This is a genomic window from Frigoribacterium sp. 2355, assembly GCF_054060695.1.
This window is the reverse complement of sequence record NZ_JBSSDL010000006.1, coordinates 158,090-183,680: the sequence shown is the minus strand read 5'-3', so window position 1 is coordinate 183,680 and position 25,591 is coordinate 158,090. Positions and strand designations below refer to the sequence as shown.

Below are 25,591 nucleotides of genomic sequence, written 5' to 3'. Positions count from 1 at the left end.
CTCGACATGAAGACATATGGGCCGCGGTCAGCCTAGCGGGCGACCCCAGGGGTACGCCGAGCGGGGCGTCTGCTGTGAGCATCGGGGGCCCGCTGCCGCCTGGGGAGTAGACGAGAGACACCCCGACAGAACCAGAAGACGGAGACACGCATGTCGAAAGAAAAGAACCTCGCCACGCAGGAGCGCCTCGGCGAGATCCTGACCGCCCGTGAGATCGACCGCCTCGGCGAAGGTTTCCACGCCGACGTCGTCGACCACGACCCGGCCCCCGACGCACCCGCCGGCCTCGCCGGCATCCAGGCCTTCTGGACCGAGTTCTTCGCGGCCTTCCCCGACGCCGACCTCGCGGTCGAGACCCTCGTCGCCGACGACGAGAACGTCACCGCCGTCTTCACGATCTCGGGCACGCACACCGGCACGTTCCAGGGCGCGGAGCCCACGGGCAAGTCGTTCACCGTGCGCGGCATCCAGGTCGGCCGGTTCGACGAGGACGGCCTGCTCGTCGAGCGCTGGGGCGCCACCGACGAGGCCGGCATGAAGCAGCAACTCGGTCTGGCCTGAGCCGCTCCCCCACCACCCCGCACCATTCTCGAGAGGACGCATCATGAGCGACACCAACACCCCCGCAGCATCGGGCGAGCAGCCCTACGACCAGGCCGACGAGTTCGCCGAGTCCGAGCAGATCGCGACGAACGACGCCGTGGCCGGCGAGACGGTCTTCCCCGGCGTCGGCGAGGGCAACGACGGCCCCACCGGTGGCGCGCCCCGCGAGGGCTCGCCCGAGTACGCCTCGAACGACCTCGAGGGCGACGAGATCGACCTCGACGAGACCGAGTGACCTCGGTCACCACCGTCTGACGACGCCCCCGCCGCACCTCGCGGCGGGGGCGTCGTCGCGTCACGGCTCCTCCCCTGGCCTGCGTGAGCGGGAACCGTGCACAGGAGGCGCGGTGCCGGCCTCGGCAGCCGGGGTGGCTGCCCGATCGTCGGTGCATGACATCACCAACAAAGGCCCTCCGGCCCCCCAGACGGCGCCTCGCGCTCGCCCTCGCCCTGTTGTTCTCCGTCGCCGTCGGGCTGCTCGGCCACGCTCCGGCCGCCGCCGTGACCGGCACGGGACTCGGCCCGGGCCACCTCTGGCGTGGCGACGACGTCTCGTGGCTCGGCACCTACCGACTCGACGACGGCACCCAGGCGTTCTGCCTCGAAGCCGGCAAGAGCTCGCCCGTCGGCAACCACTACGACACGACCACGGGTGGTGACGTGATCGGCGTCTCGACCGACGACCACGCGCGGCTCGCGTACATCGCCCGCACCTGGGGCGGCACGACCGACGCCGACACGGCCGCCGCGGGACAGCTCGCGGTCTGGACCATCACCGGCCTGAACGGCCACACGCAGCGGTACTACGCCGGCCGTGCCAACGAGCGGTGGCCGATCGTGCTCGAACGCGCGAACCAGATGCTCGCCGAGGCCTCGTCGGCCGCGTCGAAATCCGTCGCGGCATCGATCACCGTCGAACTCTCGGACGACGGCACCGGGCTGATCCGCCCCGACCTCACGGTCGACCGTGTGGCGGGCGGGCCGACGAGCCTCGAACCGACACATGCAGGCACGGTCACCCTGGACGGCGCCGTGTTCGCGGACGGCTCGACCACGGCCGTCGTCCGCAACGGCGAGAGCGTGTCCGTCGTCGCCACCGGTGATGCTGCCCACGTCACCGTGAACGCCTCGGTCGAGTTCGTCGACCTGCCGTACGGACGGGTGACCACGGTGGGGAACAGTCCCGCGGGCTCACAGATGATCCTCTTCTCGGGCGGGGCCGCGGCCTCCGCCTCCGAAGCCGCGAGTGTCGAGCAGCTGTCGCCCCTGCCGTTCCAGCCCACGGTGTCGACCGTCACCAGCGACACCGTGGCCGAGACCGGGACGGTCGTCACCGACCAGGTGACGCTCGGCGTGCGGCCCGGAGACGGGCTCCTGTCCGAGTGGGGTCGATACGACGACGCGGGTAGCTGGCGTCCCGTACCGGTCACGGTGCGGAGCCGCCTGCTGGGGCCCTTCCTCGCTCCGGTGGTCGAGGCCGTCGCGTGGCCGGACGACGCACCGCTGGTCTGCGAGGTCGCCCTCGAGGTAATCGACGGTCCTGGCACCTACTCGACGCCGGGCTGCGAGCTGCCCGCCGGCGGTTACTACACGTGGGTCGAGACCATCGATCCTGCGGACACTCCGGTCGAAGCGGGGCGTGACCGGGTGGGTTCCTGGCGCTCTCCCTTCGGCACGGCGACCGAGACGACGTTCGTGCCCTGGACGCCGACGATCTCGACCGTGGTGTCCGACGCCGAGATCGACCCTGGTGCCTGCGTCAGCGACGAACTCACCGTCGTCGACCTCCACCCCGACGTCCCCGGAGGGGTCGACGTCGAGTCGGTGCTCGTCGGACCGTTCGCCGAGGCCCCCGAGGTGGGAAGCGACCTCGGACCGATCGGCCGCCTCGACCCGGACCTGATCGTGGCCCGCGAGACGGTGGCCACCAGCGAGGACGGCACCTACGCCACGCCCTGCGTCACGCTCGAGCGACCTGGCACGTACGTCTTCCTGTTCTCGTCGGAGGGGTCGGCGGCCGCCGAGGACGGCAGCAGGATCGTGCCGGCCTTCGCCGACACCACCGTCTACCGGAGCGAGATGACGACCGTCCGACAACCGGTGCCGGTCGATGCCCCCGCGCCTCCGGCGAGGCTGGCCTTCACCGGTTCGACCGGTGGAGGGCAACCGTTGCTCCTCGCCCTCGGCGTCATGGGTACCGGCTTGATGCTCGTGACGGCGGCAGGTGCGCTGCACCTTCGGAGGCGCCGCCCGGACCTGGGCTCGGAGACTGCCTGCCGTGCCGTCGAGACCGACGCCCTGTCGTCGTTCGGCCTGGGCGAGGCGCGATGAGCCCCCGGGTGCAGGTGCCCCGAAGCGGCCCGGGCTCACCCGGCCCGGTCGAAGGGCACCTGCACCCGGACGGCTCGACCGCTGCCGTCGTCCACGAGGGCGAACCCGGGCGTCGGCCGGTCGGCGAGGTCGGACTTCGTCAGCCGGAGCCCCACCTGGTCACCTTCGTTGGGCAGCTGTGGGCTGAGCACGGCGCCGCACCGGTTGTTCCTCACGTCGACCTGCCAGCCGGCCCACCCGGACAACACCTCGCCGGTCGTCCCGGCCACGACGAGTGCGCGACCGGTGTCGGGGCACGACCTGAGGAACTCCGCGAGCCACTCGCCCGCGGGGCAGTCCTTGAGGTGTTCGCCGTCGTCGATGACGAGCACGCGAGGGCCGTCGGCGTCTGCGAAGAAGGGCGCGAGGAGGGCCTCCTCGACGGTCCGGGTCGTGATCACCGCGACCACGCCGGGCAACCCCTCGAGCGCCCGCAGCGGCGATCGCCGTGGGGCGACGACGACCACTCCGATGCGCTGGGCCGTGAGCGACCGGACGACGGCAACCAGGACGGTGCTGCGCCCGCTCTTCGGGGGGCCCGTCACGACATAGCTGCCCGGGCCGTCGGCGAGGTCGGGACCCCACGGAACGAGGTCGTCGCCACCGACCCCGATCAAGGCGAAGACGCTCGCCGGGTCAGCCGCTCCCCGGCGGGACCAGGCGTCGTCGAACGAGATGGGGCCCGCCAGTTCGTCGACGTGGAAGGGCCGACGGGCGGTAGGGACATCACGGTCACGGTGAGCCGCCGACGCCGCCCGCCGTCTCAGCGCCTCGGCCTGCGCCTGCCCCGTGGCCTCGGCATCGATCAAGGCGACCTGCGTCTCGATCGAGGTCTCGGCGGTGAAGCCCCGCCCCGGGGGCAGGACGTCGGGCAGGGCCCGCGCGTTCAGTCCGGCGAGGGCGTAGTCGGCCCGGTCGGTCAGGCGCAGGAGCAGCTTGTCGTCGACCAGGGCGGCGAGCCGGCCCGCGACGAGCTGCCGGTCACCCGTGACGAGCACGTGGAGCCCGACCGCGGCACCCTCACGCAAGAGCACCCCCACCTGGTCGACGAGCTTGCCGTGCTCGATCTCGGCGAAGCTGCCCGTGAACCCTTCCCACCGGTCGATCATGACGACCAGGTGCGGCAGGCGGTCCCCCTCGGGAGAGGCTCGTCGCTGCTCGACCGCTCCCGCATGTCCTCCCGCTGCGAGCACCTGTTGCCGCCGGTAGGTCTCGTCGACGAGCTTCGTCAGCAGGCGCCGGACCCGGTCGAGCTGGGTCCGCTGGACGACGGCTCCGACGTGCGGAAGGCTCTCGAGCGGCAACAGGGCACCGCTGCCGCAGTCGATGCCGTAGAGGTGCACGTCGGCGCAGCTCGTCCGGTCGGCGAGGGAGGCCGCGACCGTGCGGAGCACCTGCGAGCGTCCCGTCCGCGGGGCGCCGACGACGAAGAGATGCCCCAGGGTCTGCAGGTCGAGCGCGGCCGGGGCCTGGTGCTGTTCGGCCGGGAAGTCCTGCCGACCGAAGGGGAGCACGGCCACGTCGCCGGGGACGCACGCGTCGACGTCCGAGCCCGTCCGGGACCCTGCCAGGTCGTCGAGCACGAGCCTGTCGGGCAAGGCGTCGAGCCACGGACGATGGGGGCGAGGAATCCCGAGACGGGTGCAGGCCGCGGCGAGCGCATCGACGAGCTCGGCCAGGTCGGTGCGACCGACGGACTCGGTCGTCGTCCGTGGCGGCGGCTCGGCCACGACCCGCCCGAGGTCCCGCCAGTCGAGCGGACTCGACCACACCTCGGGCACGACCTCGGCCACCGCCCCGGGGCGTCGGCCACCGACACGGCCTGCCTGGAACGGGACGAGTGCACTGGCCCCCAATCGGACGAAGGCGCGACCCGGTGTCGACTTGGAGATGCCGGCCGCGTCACCCGCGTCGATGACGTCGCTGCTCTCACCTGCATCGGTCACGCGAAGGGCGATCCTCAGGTTCGTGTTCGCCCTGATGTCGCCGGTGACGACGCCCGTCGGCCGCTGCGTCGCGAGCACGAGGTGGATTCCGAGAGAACGCCCGCGCTGGGCGATGTTGACGAGGCCGGTCACGAAGTCCGGCAACTCGCGGACCATGCTGGCGAACTCGTCGATCACGATCAGGAGGCGTGGCAACGGAGGCCTCGCATCGGCACCGACCGCGCCCTCCACGTAGTCCTCGAGGTCCTTCGCTCCGGCGTCGGCGAGGAGGTGCTCGCGGCGTCGCAGCTCGGCCCCGAGCGAGTGCAACGCCCGCTCCACGAGGTGCGTGTCGAGGTCGGTGACCATCCCGACGGTGTGGGGCAGCGGCGCGAAGTCCCGGAACGCGGCACCACCCTTGTAGTCGACGAGGACGAACGTCATCGACTCGGGGGTGTTCGCGGCGGCGAGCGACGCGACCATGCTCTGCAGCAACTCGGACTTGCCGGAGCCGGTCGTGCCGGCCACGAGACCGTGCGGACCGTCCCTGCGGAGGTCGAACGCGAACGGGCCGTCGAGGCTCTCTCCGATGACGACCTCGGTCGTGGGGCCCGTGCGAGCCCATCGGTCGAGTACGGCCTCGGCGGTGGGGGGTTCGAGCTGCAGCACGTCGAGCAGCCGGGAACGCGCCGGGAGCCCGCCCGTTCCGCCGCCGTCGTCGACGTCGACCACCGGGGCGACGGCCCGGGCGACGGCCTCGAACCAACCGGCGGGCAGCAGGTCGGCCTTGACCTCGCGCACGTCGGCGGTGCGGTGCACGTCGAGGGAATGCCGCGCGAGGCCGCAGGTGACGACGGCGACGCACTCCTCGGGAAGGGATCGGCGTTCGGCGTCGACGCACACGGCGTACACGCCGACGGAGGGCCCGTCCCGCAGGACGCGGACGAGCCCGGGCAGTGCCCGCAACCGCCGCGCACCGTCGACGACGAGGACGATGTCGGTGGCCGCACGGAGGGTCCCCTGCGACTCCCGCACCGCCCGCCGGCGGGAGTCGATCTCGGCCCCGAGCTCGGCGATGCGGCGGGCGACGGTCTCGGCGTCGTTGCCGACCCAGGCGGCGGCTGGACGACCGTTCTCGGGACGGGCATGGGGGACATGGGCCAGCCAGGACCAGTCGTCGCCCGCAGCGTGTTCGGTCAGGACGACCAACCGCACGTCGCGGGGGCTCTGTGCGACGGCGAGCTGAGCCAGCATCCACGCGACGAGAGGTCTGGCGTGTTCGGATCGTCCTGCCACCCCGACGACCCCGTGGTCGGCCAGATCGACGGTGACGGGCACGTCGACCGCGGGGCGAGCGACGGTCCGACGGTGCTCGAGTTCGGCCGGGTCCTCGATGGTGACACCCGAGGGCAGATCCGCCGTGCCGATCCTGACGCGCAGGTGGTCCGGATCGTCACGACGGCGTTCCCACAACCGTGAGCGACGCCGGGCGGCGATGTCGAGCACGGTGGCGGCGTCGGGACTGAGGTGTCGCAACTCGCGCTGCAGCTGCCGCACGGCGCTCTCGGCATCCGCCGCCACCGCCTCCTTCGTGGCCTGATGGTCGGCGAGGCGTTGCCGGTGCGAGACCTTCCCGTTGCGCTTGTCGTAGAGGTGGTTGCCCATCATGACCACCGGCGACATGAGCCCGAAGGCGAGGAAGGCGACGTTCCCGAACACGCTGACCATGACGACGGCCATCAGCATCGGCGCCAGCGCCGCGACGATCGGCAGGGGCCGCTTCGCACCCTGTTGGGGTTCGGCGGGGAACCGGAACGTCGTGGTCGGCGGTTCCGGCAGGAGGCGCGGTGGGCGTGCGTGGTCGAGGGTGCCTCCCCCCTCGCTCACGGTGATCGCGGCGGACGGGTGCCCGGCCGGCGCGACGGCGAGGAGGGTGTCGCCGACGGTGATGACGCAGTGTTCGTCCACGGCGGCCGTACCTCGGACGGGAACGCGGTCGACGAGCACGAGTGGCCCGCGAGCCTCGTCGTCGGACTCGGGGAAGGCGTCGGCCGTGGGGGTCAGCGTGAAGCGCCCGGCGCCGTCGAGTTCGATCGTCGCGACGATCGGCGGCACCCGCACGTCGTCCAGCCTCACGCCTGCGTCGGGACCGCTTCCGAGGTGGACGAGCCCGACGTCGACGACGTGGATCGTCCCTGCCCCGCGGCCTCCGATGATGCGGATGGTGGGCAGATCGGCAGGCGAACGGAGGTGCGTCGCCGGGCCGCCGAAGCCGACGACGGCGCCGTCGAGCAGGACTCCCGAACTCATGCGCGCGGTCGGGTCGACCGGCACCCCGTCGACCGTGATGCTCCGGGGCTCAGCGGGCGGGGCGTGACCCGAGTGACCCAGTGACGACGCGAGGTGCCGCGCCACGGCGTCGACGGTGGTGTCCGGATCGACCAGGACCGAGCGGTCCGCCCGGTGGCCCGTCGGGACGTGCAGGACGGTGACGCTCAGCCTCACGCGGCGGGCACCACGCTGATGTCGTCCACGAACACGTCGACTTCGTCGATCATGCCGAGGACGCCCTCCGGCCCGCCGACCTGGCAGGTGACGCGGAGGTCGTACGGCTCGGCCCGGAAGGCGTAGACGAGCGTGGCGTGGAGGCCGGCGTCGCCGTCGACGGCCGCGTACCGCACGCCTCGGAGCCCCTGCCCGAGACCGCTCGCCTCGGCCTGCTCGACGACGGGAGGCTCGACCGCGGCCACGTCGCTGTCGAAGACCATGGCCCGGAGGGCGACATCACGATCGCCTTCGACGAACCCGTACTGGACGCGCAGCAGCGACGGAGGGGTCGCGATGTCCGGAAGGTAGAGGTACCGGCGTTCGTCCTCGGGCGACCAGCGCGCGAGGGCCGAGAGCACCTCCGTCAGCCAGGACCGGGAGGCGCGGGTCGACACCTCGGACCGCTCGGCCACGGTACGCACGGTCGCCTTGATCCACGATCGCGGCGCGCGGTGACCGTCATGCGGCCAAGAGGTCGGAAGGGCCACCCAGGTCTCGGGGTCGTGCCCGATGAGGATGTCGAAGTCGGTGGTGGCATCGGTGTCGGTTTCGGTCATGGCGCAGGTCGCTTTCTGTGGCGGTCGAGGGGGTTCAGGCGAGGGGCCGGTCGGTGACGAGGCGCCCTTCGGCGTCACGCCAGCGGAAGGTGCTGAGCATGGCGTCGAAGACGTCGCTGACGGCGTCGACGATGCGGGTTCGTGCGTCGATGTCGGACCCGGTGTCGGCGTCGGCGTCGCCCGGTGCGGCCGACGCATCGGTCGCTGAACTGATGGTGAGGGCGAGGGTGAGCAGCCGGTCGTCATGACCGGCGACTCGTGTGAGGACGGTCCGACGGCGGAGAGGCGTGAGGTCGGCGACCTCGTCGGGTGCGGCATGGCCGTCCTGTGCCGGGGCTTCAGCTGCGAGGTCGGTCCAGACAACGGCCGGGTCGCCGGCGAGGACGATCGGAGCCGCCCCGTGGGTGGCGACGCGTCGCAGCAGCAGCCGGTCGAGGTCGGCAAGCGCGGACCGGGTGACGGGCACGGACGCGACGACGATCGAGCACACGATGTCGGTGCCGGGCAGCGGGCCCGCACTGAGGTAGGAGTCGAGCACACGGCCGTTGACGTCGGCCGCGAGCGCACGCCCGAGTGCCGACCCGAACCGCAGCCGCCAGTCGTCGGGGGCCGTCCCGGTTCCGGGTGCGGGCTCGTCTCCCAGCTGCTCGGCGACGAACGCCGCTGCGTCAGGCGCGTCCATTCCACCCGGCACCCGGACGAACCCCGGAGGCACGACGATCGAATACGACGCCGCCACCGTCCCGGCCGTCCGCCCCACGTGCCTCGGGCCGCTCATGACTGGTCCTCGGGGCGAAGCCCGGCCCTCGCAAGACGGGGGCCGTCACCTCTCTGAGCAGCTTTGAGTTCGCGCCGAACGACGATGGATCGGACCGCCCTTTTGGCTCCTAACGCGAAGAATGCGAGACACTCGGCCGCCAGCACGAGCGCTGCAGCGAACGAATCGCGCGGCCACTCCGCGAGCTCGATGAAGAACCGCGAATGAAGCCAGCCGTAGAAAGCAGCTAGTCCGCACCAGAACGCCAACACCCAAGGTTGAAGTGCGAAGTCGAGTGATTCCGTTCTCTTTCGGTACACGATCACGACCAAGGTCAGCATCGCTGCGCTCACCAACCAAAAGATGCCGGACGGCAAGACGAACGGGGGCCACCCCTCACTGGCTTGGAAGAGAACATCACCCGCAGGGTTTGTTCGAAACCCCCCTCCCTTGGGTAAAGCCAGAGATCCGAAGACAAGTCGTGACAACTGCATGTAAAGCGGCGATGCGATCCCGGCGATCCCAGCGAAGAGAGGAAGACCCCTCAAAGCCAGGGATCGGTACGAAACCGGAGCAGCGCGGCGGCCGGAGCTCAAAGGGCACCCCCAGCAGCAGTCGACCAGGTCGCAGTGTTCGATTCCCGAGATGTCACACGGGAAACTCCCACCCCCGCAAGTCCGTGTGCCGTCAGAGCGTGGTCAAGCGCCTGGACGGCGCGCGCGACGTTCAACCTGCGCATGATGCGAGCGACTTCATCGGCGTCATCCGCGAATGCGCCCGGCCTGCTGGTCCGAAGGAAGTGCAACATCCTTGCCACTTCACTGTCGCCAAGCGCTTTCACGAGGGTCCAATCCCCCAACCCAGGTTGAGCTCTCGACCAACTCCTACTAACCCACGCCATCGCAGATCTACGAGAAACTCCGCTGTGGGACACGAGGCCCGCGGCTCGCGCGGCAGCGATGCCTTTGATCCCTGCGCGAGCCGAGGCGACCGCAGCACCTCCTATCCCCATGGTCGCCAAGGACAACCCGGCCAGAAGGACATCTCCAAGAGTGGCTGTGCCTGCGCTCGCTCGAGCTGCCGTGATGGCGAAAGCCAGGACGGCCACAATTGCCGCGACGATATTCAAACCAGGAACGATGAAGGCCAGAGCGGCTAGTAATCCGCCGACGATCGTGAGCCCATTCATCAGCTCGCTGATCCACGAGTCGTTCTCCTCCATCCACTTCTGGAAGGCGGCGAAGCCGGCGTCCCATGCGCCCCCGAGATCGTCCCAGAGGGTGTCGGCGAGGCCGTCGTCGGTGGCGTCGTCGATCCTCGCGATGGCAGCCGTCGCGGCGGTCTCGACGGACGTGTGTGCGTCGGTGAGGCGGCGCGCGTAGAGGGCGACCCGGCCCCGCGCCTCCTCGGCTTTCGTGCGCTGCGCCGCGGCCTGGTCGAGGTGCTCCTGCTTCGTCACGTCGTCGACGGCCACGAGCGCGAAGTGCTCGTACCGCTCGACCAGCTTCTCGGCTGCGGCGAGGTCGTCGACGGCGTCTCGGTGGTTCGCCAGGGCCGGCGCAGCTGCCTCTTGGGCCAGCGACAATTCGGACGCGTACGCCTTGAGCGCAGCCCCCGTTTCTCCGTATCGTCCCTCGGCCTTGCCGAGACTCGCGGAGACCTCCTCGGCCTTGACCACGAACGCATCCAGGGCGTCGCTGGACGACGACCCCGTCTCGAGCGATCGCAGCTTCGCTGCCGCACCTCGGATCGAGGCCGCCACCGACTCGTAATGGCTCGCCATGGAGTTCAACAGCACCGGGTCGCCCGACACCCCCACCAGCGAATCGGCCGCCACACCGGCGAGCGTGCCGGCCGTCATCTGTCGCCCCCGACCAAGACGCCCTCGAGTTCTCCGTCGACCTCGGTGAAGGTCTCGTCGATCGTCGACAACGCCGTGCCCAGCTCGGTGATCTGCTCGGCGAGCTTCGCCCGCCGGTCGTTCCAGTTCGTCGCGAACGACGTGACCTTCGCCGCCAGCCGGACGTGCCCGCAAGCCTCGGCCGTGGCCGACACCGAGGAGTCGTTCGACTCGAACTCGGTCTTCACGGTGGCCAGGTCGGCGAGCAACGCCTCGAGACCCGCACCGTCGATGTTGAGGCTCGTTCGAGCCATGAGGTCCTCCCCTCGTGCCGGAAGCCGGAGCGCGTCGCGTCTCACCGCGACCCGCCCCGGCCGTCCCTGTGTGTGGTCGGTCAGCCCAGGCTGCTGGCGAGCTGCTGGTCGGCGCCCTCGAGGGTGCTGGCCGCGTTCTCGAGGAACGTCGCCATGCTCTCGACCGCCGAGATCGTCTTCGACGCCCCGGTCGTGAACTCGGTGTACGTCGCGTCGAATGCCTTCGACGACTTGTCGGTCACGTAGCCCGAGCCGACGAGGTTGTCGATCTGCGACTTCATCTGACCCAGCTGGTCTTCGATCGCACGCTGCCCGTTGCGCAGCTGGGTGGCCTGCGTGCGCAGGTCGTCGTAGGTGACGGTGACATTGGCCATGAGGTGGTCCCTCTCGTTGGTGGTGCCGACCGGTCGGTCGGACTCGACCAATATGTCATGCCTGATAGTTTGCGTAACGGTTCTCCACAGATCGGAGTCGACATGCGTCGCAAGAAGGACAAGCCCAGGAGGCGCGAGCAACACCCGACGCCACCGCCGGTGATCACCGCCGAGACGATTCGTGAGCAGCGTGCCGCAGGGCTGCTCTCGCGCGTCACCACCCTGCCCCTCCAGCCGCCCGCGCCGATCGTGACGTCCCCTCCCCCGCCGACCAGCGCCTCCTCGGGGTTCGTCGTCGAGGAGCGTCGAAGCGAGTCGGCGCAGCGCGCTCCCGTCATTCCGGAGAGCACGGCACCGTCCGCGGTCGCACCCCTCGCGCCCCTCGCCGCCGCGATCCCTCACGCGCCGCGGTTTGCCGCCACCACCCCGAGGCGGTCAGCCCCCGATCAGCCGGCCGGCGGTGACGCGGTGCCACCCGTTCCCGATCTCGAGGCGACGACGGTGCGCCCTCGGCACTACGGCCTGCGGCTGCCGGACGAGAGCGTCGTCCCCGTCACACGGCGCGCGATCGTCGTCGGGCGTCGCACCGACCGCCCCCTGCCCGTTCCGACCGACGCGGATGTCGTGGCGCTCGACGACGCCGGCCGATCGTTGTCTCGCCATCACGTCTCGATCGCGATCGGGGCCGACGCGGCCGTCTGGGTCACCGATCTCGGCTCGGGAAACGGCACCACCCTCGTGGCGACCACCGGCGAGGTCACCGAACTCGAGGCTTACACCCCGGCGCGCGCCCGGGTCGGATCGCTGCTGTCGATCGGCGACCACAGCGTGACGGTCGTCCGGCACCGACCCGAGAGCGACATGACCGACGCCCTCCTGCCTTCCAGGACACACGACACGACCTCTCGCGAGAACGCGGAAGGGCGCTAGACCTTCTCGATCGGCGCGACCTTGATCAGCAGCTTCTTGCGGCCGGCTCCGTCGAACAGCACCTCGGCGATGCGGCGGGCGCCGATGCCGGTGACGGCCATGACACGGCCCTCGCCGAAGTCGACGTGCGAGATGCGGTCGCCGGCCTCGAGCTCCATGTCGCCGTTGTCGCGGACCGTGCCCGTGACCCGGTTCGCCCACTCGGTCTTCGGCTTCGTCTTCGCCGCCGCCGTGGCCCGGTCGTAACTGCCCGAGCCATAGCCACCCGACGCTCGCGGCGTCGCACCGCGGTTGCCGTCGCCACCCTCGCGACGGGCGTTGAGCGCCCGCGGTTGAGTGCCCCCGCGGCTGGTGGCCATGCCGGGCGACTGCTTCCAATCGATGAGCTCGACGGGGATCTCTTGCAGGTACCGCGACGGCATCGCCACGTTGACCTCGCCGAACTGCGCCCGCGTCATCGCGAGCGACAGGAACAGCCGCTGTCGCGCACGCGTGATGCCGACGTAGAACAGTCGTCGCTCTTCGGACGGACCGCCGGGCTCGTTCGCCGACATGCGGTGCGGCAACAGGTCTTCTTCGACGCCGGTGAGGAACACCGCCTCGTACTCGAGCCCCTTGGCGGTGTGCAGCGTCATCAGCGAGACGGTGCCGCTCGTGTCGTCGAGGTCGTCGGCGGCCGCGACCAGCGTGACCTCGGTGAGGAAGTCGAGCAGCGTGCCGTCGGGGTTGTTCTTCTGGAACTCCTTCGTCACCGCGACGAGTTCGTCGATGTTCTCGGCGCGGGCCTCGTCTTGCGGGTCGCGCGATGCCCGCAGCACCTCGACCAGGCCGCTGCCCGCGATCAGGGCCGACAGGATCTCGTGGACGGGCGCGGTCGCCGCCGTGGCCTGCACGTCGTCGAGCAGCTTCGCCAAGCCCGTGATCGCACCGGTGACCTTCGGCCCGAGGCCGAGCTGGTCGGCGTTGCGCATCGCGTCACGCAGCGGCGCCTCGTTGGTGTCGGCCCAGCGCTGCATCGCGGTCTCGGTCGCCGGACCGATGCCGCGCTTGGGCACGTTCATGATGCGTCGCAGGGCGAGCGGGTCGGCCGGGTTGGCGACGGTGATCAGGTACGCCATGGCGTCCTTAATCTCGGCACGCTCGTAGAACTTCGTGCCGCCGAGCACGCGGTACGGGATCGCTGAGCGGATGAAGATCTCTTCGAGCGCACGCGTCTGCGAGTTGGTCCGGTAGAAGACGGCCATGTCTTTGTAGTCGGTGCCGGACTCGTGCAGCGCCGCGATCTCGTCCGCGACGAACTGGGCCTCGTCGTGACCGGTGTAGCCGGTGAACCCGACGATCTTGCTGCCGGCGCCGACCGTGGTGAACAGGTTCTTGGCCTGACGGTCGAAGTTGTTCGAGATGACCGCGTTGGCGGCGTCGAGGATGTTCTGGGTCGAGCGGTAGTTCTGCTCGAGCAGGATGACCTTCGAGTTCGGGAAGTCGCGCTCGAACTCGACGATGTTGCGGATGTCGGCGCCGCGGAACGCGTAGATCGACTGGTCGGAGTCACCCACCACGGTGAGCGACGCCCCGGGGATGCCGCCACTGCCGTCGCGCATCGACTGGACGAACTGGCCACCCCTCTCGAGCTCGTCGACGAGGTCGGCCTGCACCGGCCGGGTCAGCTCGCGGATGAGCGAGTACTGCGCGTGGTTGGTGTCTTGGTACTCGTCGACGAGGATGTGCCGGAACCGCCGCTGGTACTGCGCGGCCACGTGCGGGAAGGCGCGGAACAGGTACACGGTCTGGGCGATGAGGTCGTCGAAGTCGAAGGCGTTGGCCCGCTGCAGCTCGCGGGTGTACTGCCGGAAGATCTCGAGGAACATGACCTCTTGCGGGTCGTTCATGTTGATCTGGCGCGAGTACGACTCGACGTCGCTGAGCTCGTTCTTGAGCTTCGAGATCTTGCCCGAGGCCATGCTGACCGTCAGCCCGAGCTGATCGGCGTCGAGCTCTTTCAGGATGCGCTTGAGCAGGGCCCTCGAGTCGGCGGAGTCGTAGATCGTGAAGCTCTTGGTGAAGCCGAACTGCTCGGCCTCGCGCCGGAGGATTCGCACGCACGCCGAGTGGAACGTGCTGATCCACATGCCCTCGCCTGCTTGACCGACGAGGTGCGCCACGCGCTCGCGCATCTCGGCTGCGGCCTTGTTGGTGAAGGTGATGGCGAGGATCTGGCTGGGCCACGCCTCACGCGTCGCCAGCAGGCCCGCGATGCGGCGGGTCAGCACGCTGGTCTTGCCCGAGCCGGCACCGGCCACGATCAGCAGCGACTGCCCGCGGTACTCGACCGCCTCTTTCTGCTGGGGGTTGAGACCGGCGGTCAGGGGGTCGCCGGAACCGCCGGCAGCGTCAGAGGGCTCGAGCACGATCGTCATGGCCCGTCGAGTCTAAGCGCGACCACCGACATGGCGAGAGGGTGCGGGGCGACCACGGTCGCAGGCGGCGTCGCGCGGGGTCAGCGGGACGCGAAGGCGACCCGCGCCTCCTCGGCGAGCTCGGGCTGGTCGGCGAAGACCCCGTCGACGCCGAGCGCCATGAGCGAGGTGAACTCGGCCTGCCAGTCGCCGAAGGCCGCCTTGCCGCCGGGGCCGCGGTGGGCCTTGGCCAGGAAGGCGTTCTCGGCGCGGAGCGTCCAGGTGAAGACGTCGAGGCCGGCCGCGTGCGCCCGGTCGACGACCCGGCCGTCGGTCGCCCCCTGCGCGTCGACGAGCGTGTGCTTGTCGAGGCTGACGCCGTGCAACCCCGCGTCGACGAACGACTCGAGCGACTCGGCGTGCAGCTGGTCGCGGTAGCCCACCGAGGTCCGCCCCGCCGCGACCAGGTCGGCCGCCACGCCCGCCTTCTCGAGCAGGTAGACGAGCCGGGCCCCGAGCCGCTGGTCGGCCAGGCGACCGAGCACGGTCTGCTCGAACGACTCGATGGTCAGCCGCGGGTCGTCGACCCAGCGCCGCTGCCGCAGCTCGTCGGCGAGCAGCTCGCCGAGCGGCAGGCCGATGGAGTCGAAGTAGGTCGCGTGCTTGACCTCGGCGACGAGCCCGACCGGGCGATCGGCGGCGTCGAGCAGGTCGAGCAGGTCGCCCAGCCGCTGGATGCGCCCCTCGCCGTCGTGCGCCGCACTCTCGGGCCGCAGCTCGGGCAGCCGTTCGCGGATGCGCAGCGTGCTGAGCTCGTCCCAGGTGAAGTCCTCGGTGAACCAGCCCGTGACCTTTGCGCCGTCGATGGTCTTGGTCGTGCGGCGGTGCCGGAACTCGACGTGGTCGGCGACGTCGGTCGTGCCCGAGATCTCGTTCTCGTGCCGCAGGACGAGCACGCCGTCGCTCGACGCGACCAGGTCGGGCTCGATGGCGTCGGCCCCGAGCTCGATCGCGAGACGGTAGGCGTCCTCGCCGTGCTCGGGTCGGTGACCGCTGGCGCCGCGATGGGCGATGACGAGAGGCGAGGTGGACACCCGGTCACGCTAACCGGCGTCCCCGTGCGCAGCCCGAGCCGCCCGACCTCCCGGCGAGAGGACGGCTGTGGAAAGACCGTCGGTGGAGAGACGAGGAGGCGCGGCCCCTGGGGACGAGGCGTCTCGCCCCCCGCAGACGCAAAAGATGCACGGCACGCACGTTCGCCCTGCGAGAATGCGGCTCTCATCAGGCAGATCTTCAGCCATTCGTTGCACGACAGGCGTTAGCCTCATCTGTACGGAAACGCCTTCGTGTACCTGCGCGGGCGATCCACACATCCCTAGCGATCAGAAGAGGAACCCCTTGGCATTCTCGAATCCCGGCTTCAGTCAGTCGCCGGCCTTCTCGAAGAACGGCGGGCCCGTCATCCGTCAGCAGCAGGGCGCAGCCCAGCCGGTCGAGTACAACGGCATGACCGCCGAACAGCTGCAGCAGCTCTACTCACAGCCCGCCGCCGGCCCCACGCAGACCGACCGCATGACCTACGAAGACACCATCACCAAGACGCTGCTCGCGTTCGGCGTGGTGCTCGTCGGTGCGGCCATCGGATGGTTCATCCCGGCCCTCGCCTTCGTCGGGGCCATCGCCGGCTTCGTGCTGGCGCTCGTCAACATCTTCAAGAAGAAGCCCTCCCCCGGGCTCGTGCTCGCCTACTCGGCGGCACAGGGTCTCTTCGTCGGTGGCATCTCGTCGATCTTCGAGAGCCAGTGGGACGGCATCGTCACCCAGGCCCTGATCGGCACCGTCGCGGTGTTCGCCACGACCCTGCTGCTCTTCAAGAGTGGCAAGATCCGCGCGTCGGCCAAGGCCACCAAGGTCTTCATGATCGCGATGATCGGCTACGGCGTCTTCTCGCTGATCAACTTCGGTCTGATGATCTTCGGTGCCAACAGCAACCCCTGGGGCCTCCGCGGCATGGAGATCTTCGGCATCCCGCTCGGCTTCATCCTGGGCATCCTCGTCGTGATCATGGCCGCGTACTCGCTGGTCCTCGACTTCGACCAGGTCAAGACCGGCGTCGAGCGCGGCGCACCCCGCATCTACGCCTGGTCGGCCGCCTTCGGCATCGTCATGACCGTGATCTGGCTCTACGTCGAGATCCTGCGCATGCTCGCCATCCTGCGCGGCAGCGACTAGCCAACGCGGCATCACCCGCACCACCCCGAAGCGGGGCTCGTTCCGACCGGGACGGGCCCCGCTTCTGTGTGGGTGGGGGTCGATGGCCGAGGGGGTGGGGGTCGACGGCCGAGTGGGCAGAAGGTGCTGTTCGTGGGCGGATGAAGAGCACGTTCTGCCCGCTCGTTCGTGCCCTGGCCCGAGACCACGCCAAGATCCAGGAACGACGACATCCCACGGAGACGACGAAACCCCCTCGGGCAGGTGTCTGCCGGAGGGGGTTTCGTCGTCACTGCGCTTCGCGGGAGGTCTCCCTCACTCCGCGTTCGCGGCTACTGGTGGGCACCGGGGTCGCAGGCTCCCCCGGAATGACCGGGCTCGATGTTTCGCATCGAAAACAGCCCGGTCATTCCCATTCGATCGTTCCCGGGGGCTTGGAGGTGACGTCGAGCACGACGCGGTTGACGCCGTCCACCTCGTTCGTGATGCGGTTCGAGATGCGGGCCAGCACGTCATAGGGCAGACGCGTCCAGTCGGCCGTCATGGCGTCCTCGGACGACACCGGACGCAGCACGATCGGGTGACCGTACGTACGACCGTCGCCCTGCACACCCACCGAGCGGACGTCGGCGAGCAACACCACGGGGCACTGCCAGATCTCGTCGTCCAGGCCGGCCGCGGTCAACTCGGCCCGCGCGATCGCGTCGGCCGCACGCAGCAACTCGAGTCGCTCGTGCGTCACCTCGCCCACGATGCGGATGCCGAGACCGGGGCCGGGGAACGGCTGACGCCCGACGATGACCTCGGGCAGACCGAGCTCGCGCCCGATCGCCCGAACCTCGTCCTTGAAGAGGGTGCGGAGCGGCTCGACGAGCTCGAACTGCAGGTCTTCGGGCAGGCCGCCCACGTTGTGGTGGCTCTTGATGTTCGCCGTGCCCGTACCGCCACCGCTCTCGACGACGTCGGGGTAGAGGGTGCCCTGCACGAGGAACTTCACGGCCGAGTCGCCCTCGGCCGCGGCCTCGAGCACCAGCGCCTCGGCGGCGGCCTCGAAGCTGCGGATGAACTCGCGGCCGATGATCTTGCGCTTCTGCTCGGGGTCGGTCACCCCGGCGAGGGCGTCGAGGAACTGCTGCTCGGCATCGATCGTGACGAGTCGCACACCGGTCGAGGCGACGTAGTCCTCTTCGACCTGACGACGCTCGTCGGCGCGCAGCAGACCGTGGTCGACGAAGACGCAGATCAGCTGGTCGCCGACGGCCTCGTGCACGATGGCGGCCGCGACGGCCGAGTCGACCCCGCCCGAGAGTCCGCAGATGACGCGTGCGTCACCGACCTGCTCGCGGATGCGGGCGACCTGCTCGGCGATGACGTTGCCGCTGTTCCAGTCGGCGGGGATGCCAGCGGCGCGGTGCAGGAAGTTCTCGAGCACGGCCTGGCCGTACGACGAGTGCTTGACCTCGGGGTGCCACTGGACGCCGTAGAGCTTGCGGGCGTCGCTCGAGAACGCGGCGACGGGGGTCGAGGCGCTCGAGGCCAGCACGTCGAAGCCCTCGGGGGCCTTCGACACCGAGTCGCCGTGGCTCATCCACGTCGTCTGCGAGGCCGGCTGGCCCGACAGCAGCGTGCTGTCGCCCTCGGCGAGCGTGACGTCGGTGGCGCCGTACTCACGTTGGCCGGTCTGCGAGACCTCGCCGCCGAGCGCCTTGGCCATCGCCTGGAAGCCGTAGCAGATGCCCAGCACGGGGATGTCGAGGTCGAAGATGCCCGCGTCGATGCTCGGCGCGCCTTCTTCGTAGACGCTCGACGGACCACCGCTGAGGACGATGCCCACGGGGTTCTTCTCGGCGATCTCGGCTGCGGTGATCGTGTGCGGCACGATCTCGCTGTAGACGTTGGCCTCACGCACGCGCCGGGCGATCAGCTGCGCGTACTGGGCGCCGAAGTCGACGACGAGCACGGGGCTCTGCGCGGTCTCGGGCGCGCGGTCGGCCGGTGCGGGGGCCGTGGCGGCGGTCGTCGCCGACGCCTCGGCGGTCTCGGGTGCGTCGGTCACGCGGGGGCTCCCTCGGTCGTGGGGGTGGTCTCGGCGGTCAGGGCTTCGTACTGCCGCGTCGCGAGCTTGGTCATGTGGCTCTCGACGAAGAACGAGAGCAGGGGCACGACGCCGCCGAGCGCGATGAGGAAGAACCGCGAGAACGGCCACCGCATCAAGCTCCAGAGACGGAAGTCGGCGAAGAGGTAGACGACGTAGAGCCAACCGTGCGCGATGAGGATCGCGGTCGACAGGTTGAAGCCCGTGGTCGAGTCGACCGGCACGAGGAACCCGCCCTGACCGCCGAGCTGCATCTCGAGCTGCAGGGGCGTGTACTTGAACAGCATCTCGAAGATGAGCAGCAGCAGCATCACGCCGGTGACGTACGCCGAGATCTTGTAGAACCTGACGGCACCCGGGATCTTCGGGATGTCGCGTTGCCGGGGCTTCAGAGGCATGGGGACGATTCTAGCCGCGCCCACCCCTGCGCCAGGACGGCACCTGTCGACGTCGAAAGGTCGGGAGGCGCGGGGTCAGGAGGCGCGGGTCGGCTGGGTCGCGCCGCGCGCGTCCGCCTCGGCCCGCGCCTCCTCGGCTTCTTCGTGCTCGCGCTCGAACGCGTCGCGCACGAGCCGGAACCAGAGGAAGACGGCGAAGCCGGCGAAGACGACCCATTCGATCGCGTAGAAGACGTTGAGCCAGTTGAACTGCACGTCGGACGCCGGAGGCGCGGAGTCGATCTCGCTCAGCGACGCTGGTGCGGAGTCGGAGACGACATAGCCGCCGTAGACCTGGCCGTCGAAGCCGGGCCACTCGTTGATCAGCGCGGCCACGGACACGACGGTCTGCGCACCGCTCTCGAAGTCGCTCTCGGTCGGCGACTCGGACGGGAAGTAACGGCCCTCGACCGTGACGGTCGAGGTCGCGGCCACGGACGGCTCGGCGGCCTCGGCACCCTCGCGGGTCGGGGACCAGCCGAGCCCCACGGGAAGCGAGGCGCCGTTGGCGTCGTCGACGAAACGGCCGATCAGCCAGTAGCCGGTCTCGCCGCCGTTGACGCGGTCACCGATGACGGCGAAGTCGTCCGGGTCGAACTCACCGGTGACGGACACGCGCTGGGCACCGAGCGAGTCGGCGAAGGGCGTCTGCGGGGTCGCGACCGACGACAGCACCTTGCTGGTCTCGGTCTCGGGGTTGACGACCTGCACGCTCTCGACGCTGCGCTCGATCTGCCAGTGGCCGAGCCAGGCGAAGATCGCCGCCACGACGAGGGCGAGGCCGAGCAGGGCGATCCAGCGGGGTCGACGGGCGACGTGCCACATCGTCGCGGGCAGCGGTTCGCCGTCGACGCCGAGGAGGGCGGGGCGCTGCTCGGTCTGGGTCACGGAGGCGATCGTACCTCGCGTCGCCCACGAACCCGCTGGGACGACGGCCTGCAGTTCAGTACTCGGGGTCGCGTCGGCGCGTGGCCCGCTGGTCGCTCTGTTGGCCCGCCTGCTCGGCCCAGATGCGGGCCTCGTCGGCGTCCATCGCGTCGAGGTCGTCCAGGTCGTCGTCGGCATCGCCGTCGGCCCCGCGTCGCGTGGTGTCGACCCGGCCCGCAGCGGCCCGGGCGGCACCGGCCCGGACCCGCTCGGTCTCGCGCTCGTCGTCGTCCTCGGTGACCTCGGCCTGGTCGAGGTCGTCACCGGCGAGGGCGGCCTCCATCAGGGCGATCTCGTCACCGCTGCGCGCCTCACGTTCGAGACGACGGGCCTCGGCCTCGGCACGCTCGGCCTTCTTGCGCGACCGCAACAGCACCGAGCCGATGCGCTCGCTGTTCGAGGCGAGGACCGGCCCGAGCACCGCCATGATCAGCACGTACAGACCGGCGAAGGGCTGCAACCGCTCGTCGAGACCCGCCCCCGCGGACAGCGTCGCCAGGATCAACGCGAACTCGCCCCGGTTGACCAGGATGACCGTGGTGTTGATGCCCGCCTGCGGCCCCAGCTTGTTGAGCCACGCGACGAACTGCCCGGCACCCACGTTGAGCAGCACGGTCATGCCCACGGCGATGGCCACGGGGCCGAGCACGCTCGGGAACAGGGCCGGGTTGAGCCCGAGGCCGAAGTTCAGGAAGAAGAACGCCCCGAAGACGTCGCGCATGGGCAGGGCGAACTGCTCGACCCGGTTGCGGAACTTCGTGGCCCCGATGATCAGGCCGATGAGGAAGGCGCCGATCGCGTCGGTCACCCCGAGCACCTCGCCGAGGCCGGCGAAGAGCACGGCGAGCCCGAAGAACAGCACGGTGAAGAGTTCGTCGTCGCGCGTGCGCATGAGCCGGGAGACGACGCGACCACCCCATCGGGCCACGCCGAACATCACGACGAGGAACGCGAACGCGATGCCGAGCTTCAGGATCACCGGCCCCGGGTCGGTCTCGCCGCTGAGCACGACGGACACGATCGCGAGGTAGATGGCGATGAAGATGTCTTCGACGACCGTGACGCCGAGGATCATCGGCGTCTCGCGGTTCGCCAGGCGGTTCAACTCGATCAGCAGCTTGGTGACGATCGCGCTCGACGACGTCGCCGTCATGCCCGCGATGATCAGCGCCTCGCGCGTGCCCCACCCGAGCATGAAGCCGAAGATCAGCCCGACGCCCATGTTGATGGCGATGTAGCTGCCGCCCGAGACGATGAGCCGCCCCGCGTTCGAGAAGAATTCGTCTTGGTCGAACTCGAGGCCGAGGTTGAACAGCAACAGGATCAACCCGAAGATGGCGATCAACTCGATGTTGTCGGACTCGAAGCTGAGCGGGAACCACCCCGTGTTCGTGCTGGCGAGCAGGCCGACGATCATGTAGATCGGGATCGACGGCAGGCCGATCAGCTTGCCGGCACGGCCGAGCACGTACGCGATCAGCAGCAGGATGCCGAGGACGATCAGCTCTTCACCCAGGTGCATCGGCCTAGCCCCCGGGCGGGGCGTCGACCGGCGAGCGGTGCTTGAGCTCGCCCGTGCGGTAGAACGAGAACGCCTTGGCGACCTTCTCGGGTGAACCGGCCACGACGAGCGTGTCGCCGGGGAACACCTTGAAGTCGCCCGACGGCGCCGGGTTGGCCGCGTCGCCCCGGACGACCGCCACGACGGTCAGGCCGACGACGCCCTTGGCGCCGAGGTCGCCGAGCGGCTGACCGGCGATGTGGTCGTCGTAGTCGACCGTGAACCAGTCGATGCTGAGGCCGGGGATCTGGTCGAGGGCCGAGAGCGACTCGGTGATGCGCGTGCCGCCGAGCAGTTCGGCGAGCGTGTGCGCCTCGTCTTCGCTGAGGCGCAGCGAGACCTTCTTGACGTGGTCGCCGTCGACGTCGTCGCTGAACGTGATGAGGTCGCTGTGACCCGAGCGGTGCGTGATGACACCGCATTTGCCGCCGTCGTCGGTGATGAAGGTGTGCAGCACACCCACGCCGGGGAGCTTGACTCGACGCACGTCAACCATGGTTCGTCTCCAGTGGACTCGGGGGCAGTCGTCTCAGCCTAGCGGCGGGTTCGGCCGCAGCAGCCGGGCTGCTCACGGTGGGGACAACCCGTCACCCTCCACAGGTGTTCCCGCGTCCGCGGACGGAGGAACCGCGGGAGGCGCGGTGCCCGACGAACGGGCACCGCGCCTCCTGCAGGTGGTCGCGCGAGCGACCGGGCATCAGCCCTGGCGACCGCCCGGGCTGCCCGCCGAGGTGTCGTCGCCCGGCGTGCCCGCGGGCTCTGTGACCTCCTCGCCCGGCTTGGGCGCGCCTCCTTGGTCGGCACCGGCGACGACCATGTCGTCCTCGTCGAAGCCGAAGGTGATGTCGGGCGCCTCGAGGCGGACGCGGTCGGCCGACTCGTCGTCGGGCTCGAGCTGGCTCGCCCGCTCGGCGGCGACCCGCTTGAGGTAGTTCGCCACCTCGGCCTCGGCCTCGTCGTCGCTCCAGCCGAGCACGCCGGCCATCAGCTTGGCGGCGACGGGAGCGGCGGACTCGCCCCGGTCCCACGCCTCGATCGAGATGCGGGTGCGGCGGGCGAGGACGTCCTCGAGGTGCAGGGCGCTCTCGTGGCTCGCGGCGTAGACGACCTCGGCGCGGATGTAGTCGTCGGCCCCGGGGAGGGGCTCGGCGAGCGAGGGGTCGTCGCGGATGAGGTCGAGGATCTCGTCGGTCGTGGTGCCGTACCGGTTGAGAAGGTGCTCGATGCGGACCTTGTGCACGCCGAACGCCTTCGCGATCTTGCCGCGCTTGTTCCACGCCGCGTGGTACCCCTCGGCGCCGATCAACGGGATCTCCATCGTGGTGCTCGACGGGATGCGGCCGTCGAGGGCCGCGACGGCCTCGTCGATCGCGTCCTCGGCCATGACCCGGTAGGTCGTCCACTTGCCGCCGGCCACGACGACGAGGCCCGGCACGGTGTGGGCGACGATGTGCTCGCGCGACAGCTTCGACGTCTGGTCGGACTCGCCCGCCAGCAGCGGACGCAGACCGGCGTAGACGCCCTCGACGTCGGCCCGGGTGAGCGGCACGGCCATGACCTTGTTGACGTGCTCGAGGATGTAGTCGATGTCGGCCGCCGTCGCCGCGGGGTGGGCCTTGTCGAGGTCCCAGTCGGTGTCGGTCGTGCCCACGAGCCAGTGACGGCCCCACGGGATGACGAACAGGACGCTCTTCTCGGTGCGGAAGATCATGCCCATGTCGGAGTGGATGCGGTCGCGCGGCACCACGAGGTGCACGCCCTTCGACGCCCGCACCTTGAACTGACCCCGCTCGCCGACCATGGCCTGCGTGTCGTCCGTCCAGACGCCGGTCGCGTTGACGACCTGCTTGGCGCGGATCTCGAAGTGCCCGCCGGTCTGGTAGTCGTGCGCCTTCACGCCGACGACCCGCTCGCCCACCTTGACGAAGCCCTCGACCCGGATGCGGCTCGCCGCGTGGGCGCCGTAGCTCGACGCGGTGCGCACCAGCGACGAGACGTACCGGGCGTCGTCGACCTGGGCGTCGTAGTAGGTGAGGCCGCCGACGACCGCGTCCTTCGACAGGCTCGGGATGGCGCGGAGCACCTGCGTCTTGGTGAGGTGACGGTGGTGGGGGACGCCGGGCGGGCGACCACCGGTCCAGCTGAAGATGTCGTAGAGCGCCATGCCGGCACCGATGTAGAACCGCTCGTAGACCGGCTTGCTGAGCGGGTAGAGGAACCGCACGGGCTTCACCAGGTGCGGTGCCAGGCGCTGCAGCAGCAGGCCACGCTCGATCAGCGCCTCGCGCACGAGACGGAAGTTCAGTTGCTCGAGGTAGCGGATGCCACCGTGCACGAGCTTCGACGAGCGACTCGACGTGCCGGAGCCCCAGTCACGGGCCTCGACGATGCCGACGCTCAACCCACGGGTCACGGCGTCGAGCGCGGAACCCGCACCGACGATGCCACCCCCGATCACGAGAATGTCGAGTTCTTTCGTCTTCAACGCCTCGACGGCTGCGGCCCGTTCGTCGGGGCCGAGCTTCGTGGAGAGCGAAACGGACGCGGACTTGGCCATGCGAGCCTCCATCGTTGGATTCGGTCGGCCCGGTCTCTCGACCGGACCACCCCATCAAACGCTAGTGAGGCTGGTAGGGGGCCACAACCACCTCGACGCGCTGGAACTCCTTCAGGTCGCTGTAGCCGGTGGTCGCCATGGAACGACGCAGCGCGCCCATGATGTTCGACGTGCCGTCGACCGTCGTGGCGGGACCGTAGAGGATCTTCTCGAGCGAGCCGATGGTGCCCACGTGCATGCGTCGGCCGCGGGGCAGTTCGGGGTGGTGCGCCTCGGCGCCCCAGTGGTAGCCACCGCCGGGCACGTCGTCGGCCCGGGCCAGCGCGGCACCCAGCATGACGGCGTCCGCGCCGCAGGCGATGGCCTTGACCAGGTCGCCCGAGGTGCCCAGGCCCCCGTCGGCGATGACGTGCACGTAGCGCCCGCCCGACTCGTCGAGGTAGTCGCGGCGCGCGCCCGCCACGTCGGCCACGGCGCTCGCCATGGGAGCGTGGATGCCCAAGGAGGCGCGGGTCGTGCTGGCTGCGCCGCCCCCGAACCCGACGAGGACGCCGGCGGCACCGGTGCGCATCAGGTGCAGGGCGGCCGTGTAGGTCGAGGCGCCACCGACGATGACGGGGACGTCGAGCTCGTAGATGAACTTCTTGAGGTTCAGCGGTTCGCTGTTCTTCGCGACGTGCTCGGCGCTGACCGTCGTGCCCCGGATGACGAAGAGGTCGACGCCGGCGTCGACGACCGTCTGGTACAGGTCTTGGGTGCGCTGCGGGCTGAGGGCGCCGGCGACGGTGACCCCGGCGGCGCGGATCTCGGCGAGGCGGTCGCGGACAAGCTCGGGCTTGATCGGCTCGCTGTAGATCTCTTGCATACGGGCGACCGAGTCGTCTTCGGAGAGCTCGCGGATCTCGGCCAGCACCTGCTCGGGGTCGTCGTAGCGCGTCCAGACGCCCTCGAGGTCGAGGACGCCGAGGCCGCCAAGCTGGCCGATGCGGATGGCCGTGGCCGGACTGACCACCGAGTCCATGGGCGCGGCGATGACCGGCGACTCGAACTGGAACGCGTCGATCGACCACCCGACCGAGACGTCGCGCGGGTCGCGCGTACGCCGGCTCGGAACGATGGCGATGTCGTCGAACGCGTACGCGCGGCGGGCTCGCTTGGAGACGCCGATCTCTACCTCAGTCACCGTGCCA

The 25,591-nt window shown here is 70.0% G+C and carries 20 protein-coding genes; 5 read left to right on the top strand and 15 right to left on the bottom strand.

Annotated features, from left to right (window positions below):
* Window positions 1-150 precede the first annotated feature (150 nt).
* The 3 genes from ACVJ1F_RS09735 to ACVJ1F_RS09725 all read left to right on the top strand — a co-directional run bounded on the left by ACVJ1F_RS09735 (window position 151) and on the right by ACVJ1F_RS09725 (window position 2,934).
* Window positions 151-561, top strand: a complete 411-nt coding sequence (locus ACVJ1F_RS09735) for an ester cyclase (protein WP_056043403.1) — start codon at window positions 151-153, stop codon at window positions 559-561.
* 43 nt (window positions 562-604) lie between these two features.
* Entirely contained in the window at window positions 605-838 is a 234-nt protein-coding gene (locus tag ACVJ1F_RS09730) for a hypothetical protein (protein WP_056043406.1), read from the top strand.
* Between the two features lie 155 nt (window positions 839-993).
* Complete coding sequence (locus tag ACVJ1F_RS09725) at window positions 994-2,934, top strand: thioester domain-containing protein (RefSeq protein WP_456885826.1); 1,941 nt, start codon at window positions 994-996, stop codon at window positions 2,932-2,934.
* Window positions 2,935-2,969: 35 nt separating this feature from the next.
* Here ACVJ1F_RS09725 and ACVJ1F_RS09720 read toward each other — a convergent pair whose 3' ends face one another.
* The 6 genes from ACVJ1F_RS09720 to ACVJ1F_RS09695 form a co-directional block, all read right to left on the bottom strand.
* Window positions 2,970-7,403, bottom strand: coding sequence for an FtsK/SpoIIIE domain-containing protein (locus ACVJ1F_RS09720; protein WP_456885824.1), 4,434 nt, complete (start codon window positions 7,401-7,403; stop codon window positions 2,970-2,972).
* The gene (locus ACVJ1F_RS09715) at window positions 7,400-8,002 is read right to left on the bottom strand and encodes a hypothetical protein (RefSeq protein ID WP_456885822.1); all 603 of its coding nucleotides are present in this window, start codon (window positions 8,000-8,002) and stop codon (window positions 7,400-7,402) included. The genes ACVJ1F_RS09720 and ACVJ1F_RS09715 overlap by 4 nt, the downstream gene beginning before the upstream one ends.
* 34 nt (window positions 8,003-8,036) lie before the next feature.
* Window positions 8,037-8,780 carry a hypothetical protein gene (locus ACVJ1F_RS09710; RefSeq protein ID WP_456885820.1) on the bottom strand — a complete coding sequence of 248 codons (744 nt, stop codon included), beginning with the start codon at window positions 8,778-8,780 and terminating at the stop codon, window positions 8,037-8,039.
* Between the two features lie 571 nt (window positions 8,781-9,351).
* Complete coding sequence (locus ACVJ1F_RS09705; RefSeq protein WP_456885818.1) at window positions 9,352-10,620, bottom strand: putative T7SS-secreted protein; 1,269 nt, start codon at window positions 10,618-10,620, stop codon at window positions 9,352-9,354.
* Entirely contained in the window at window positions 10,617-10,913 is a 297-nt protein-coding gene (locus ACVJ1F_RS09700; protein WP_056043422.1) for a hypothetical protein, read from the bottom strand. Before ACVJ1F_RS09700 ends, ACVJ1F_RS09705 begins: the two co-directional genes overlap by 4 nt.
* Window positions 10,914-10,993: 80 nt before the next feature.
* On the bottom strand, window positions 10,994-11,287 hold the full coding sequence (locus tag ACVJ1F_RS09695; RefSeq protein ID WP_043594286.1) for a WXG100 family type VII secretion target: 294 nt from the start codon (window positions 11,285-11,287) through the stop codon (window positions 10,994-10,996).
* Window positions 11,288-11,788: 501 nt separating this feature from the next.
* Between ACVJ1F_RS09695 and ACVJ1F_RS09690 the strand changes: the two genes are divergently transcribed.
* Window positions 11,789-12,217, top strand: coding sequence for an FHA domain-containing protein (locus ACVJ1F_RS09690; protein ID WP_456885816.1), 429 nt, complete (start codon window positions 11,789-11,791; stop codon window positions 12,215-12,217).
* On the opposite strand, the gene ACVJ1F_RS09685 is transcribed toward ACVJ1F_RS09690, so the two are convergent.
* Window positions 12,214-14,634 carry an ATP-dependent helicase gene (locus tag ACVJ1F_RS09685; RefSeq protein ID WP_456885814.1) on the bottom strand — a complete coding sequence of 807 codons (2,421 nt, stop codon included), beginning with the start codon at window positions 14,632-14,634 and terminating at the stop codon, window positions 12,214-12,216. The two genes, ACVJ1F_RS09690 and ACVJ1F_RS09685, sit on opposite strands and share 4 nt — an antisense overlap.
* Before the next feature lie 80 nt (window positions 14,635-14,714).
* Window positions 14,715-15,707, bottom strand: coding sequence for a glycerophosphodiester phosphodiesterase family protein (locus ACVJ1F_RS09680; protein WP_456885812.1), 993 nt, complete (start codon window positions 15,705-15,707; stop codon window positions 14,715-14,717).
* A gap of 304 nt (window positions 15,708-16,011) precedes the next feature.
* Between ACVJ1F_RS09680 and ACVJ1F_RS09675 the strand changes: the two genes are divergently transcribed.
* The gene (locus ACVJ1F_RS09675) at window positions 16,012-16,845 is read left to right on the top strand and encodes a Bax inhibitor-1/YccA family protein (protein ID WP_123571259.1); all 834 of its coding nucleotides are present in this window, start codon (window positions 16,012-16,014) and stop codon (window positions 16,843-16,845) included.
* Between the two features lie 385 nt (window positions 16,846-17,230).
* On the opposite strand, the gene guaA is transcribed toward ACVJ1F_RS09675, so the two are convergent.
* The 7 genes from guaA to ACVJ1F_RS09640 all read right to left on the bottom strand — a co-directional run bounded on the left by guaA (window position 17,231) and on the right by ACVJ1F_RS09640 (window position 25,584).
* A complete protein-coding gene (gene guaA / locus ACVJ1F_RS09670; protein ID WP_056044511.1) occupies window positions 17,231-18,784 on the bottom strand; it encodes a glutamine-hydrolyzing GMP synthase in 1,554 nt (517 codons plus the stop codon).
* 92 nt (window positions 18,785-18,876) lie between these two features.
* Window positions 18,877-19,317: a DUF3817 domain-containing protein gene (locus ACVJ1F_RS09665; RefSeq protein ID WP_043595742.1), complete on the bottom strand. Its 441-nt coding sequence runs from the start codon at window positions 19,315-19,317 to the stop codon at window positions 18,877-18,879.
* A 75-nt stretch (window positions 19,318-19,392) separates the two neighbouring features.
* Window positions 19,393-20,244 (bottom strand): SURF1 family protein, encoded by an 852-nt coding sequence (locus ACVJ1F_RS09660; protein WP_456885810.1) that lies wholly within the window; start codon window positions 20,242-20,244, stop codon window positions 19,393-19,395.
* Window positions 20,245-20,299: 55 nt separating this feature from the next.
* A complete protein-coding gene (locus tag ACVJ1F_RS09655) occupies window positions 20,300-21,805 on the bottom strand; it encodes a cation:proton antiporter (RefSeq protein ID WP_456885808.1) in 1,506 nt (501 codons plus the stop codon).
* 4 nt (window positions 21,806-21,809) lie between these two features.
* The gene (locus ACVJ1F_RS09650) at window positions 21,810-22,340 is read right to left on the bottom strand and encodes a cation:proton antiporter regulatory subunit (protein WP_043595745.1); all 531 of its coding nucleotides are present in this window, start codon (window positions 22,338-22,340) and stop codon (window positions 21,810-21,812) included.
* Window positions 22,341-22,541: 201 nt separating this feature from the next.
* Complete coding sequence (locus tag ACVJ1F_RS09645) at window positions 22,542-24,401, bottom strand: glycerol-3-phosphate dehydrogenase/oxidase (RefSeq protein ID WP_456885806.1); 1,860 nt, start codon at window positions 24,399-24,401, stop codon at window positions 22,542-22,544.
* Window positions 24,402-24,462: 61 nt separating this feature from the next.
* Entirely contained in the window at window positions 24,463-25,584 is a 1,122-nt protein-coding gene (locus ACVJ1F_RS09640; RefSeq protein WP_123571261.1) for a GuaB3 family IMP dehydrogenase-related protein, read from the bottom strand.
* Between the last annotated feature and the right edge of the window lie 7 nt (window positions 25,585-25,591).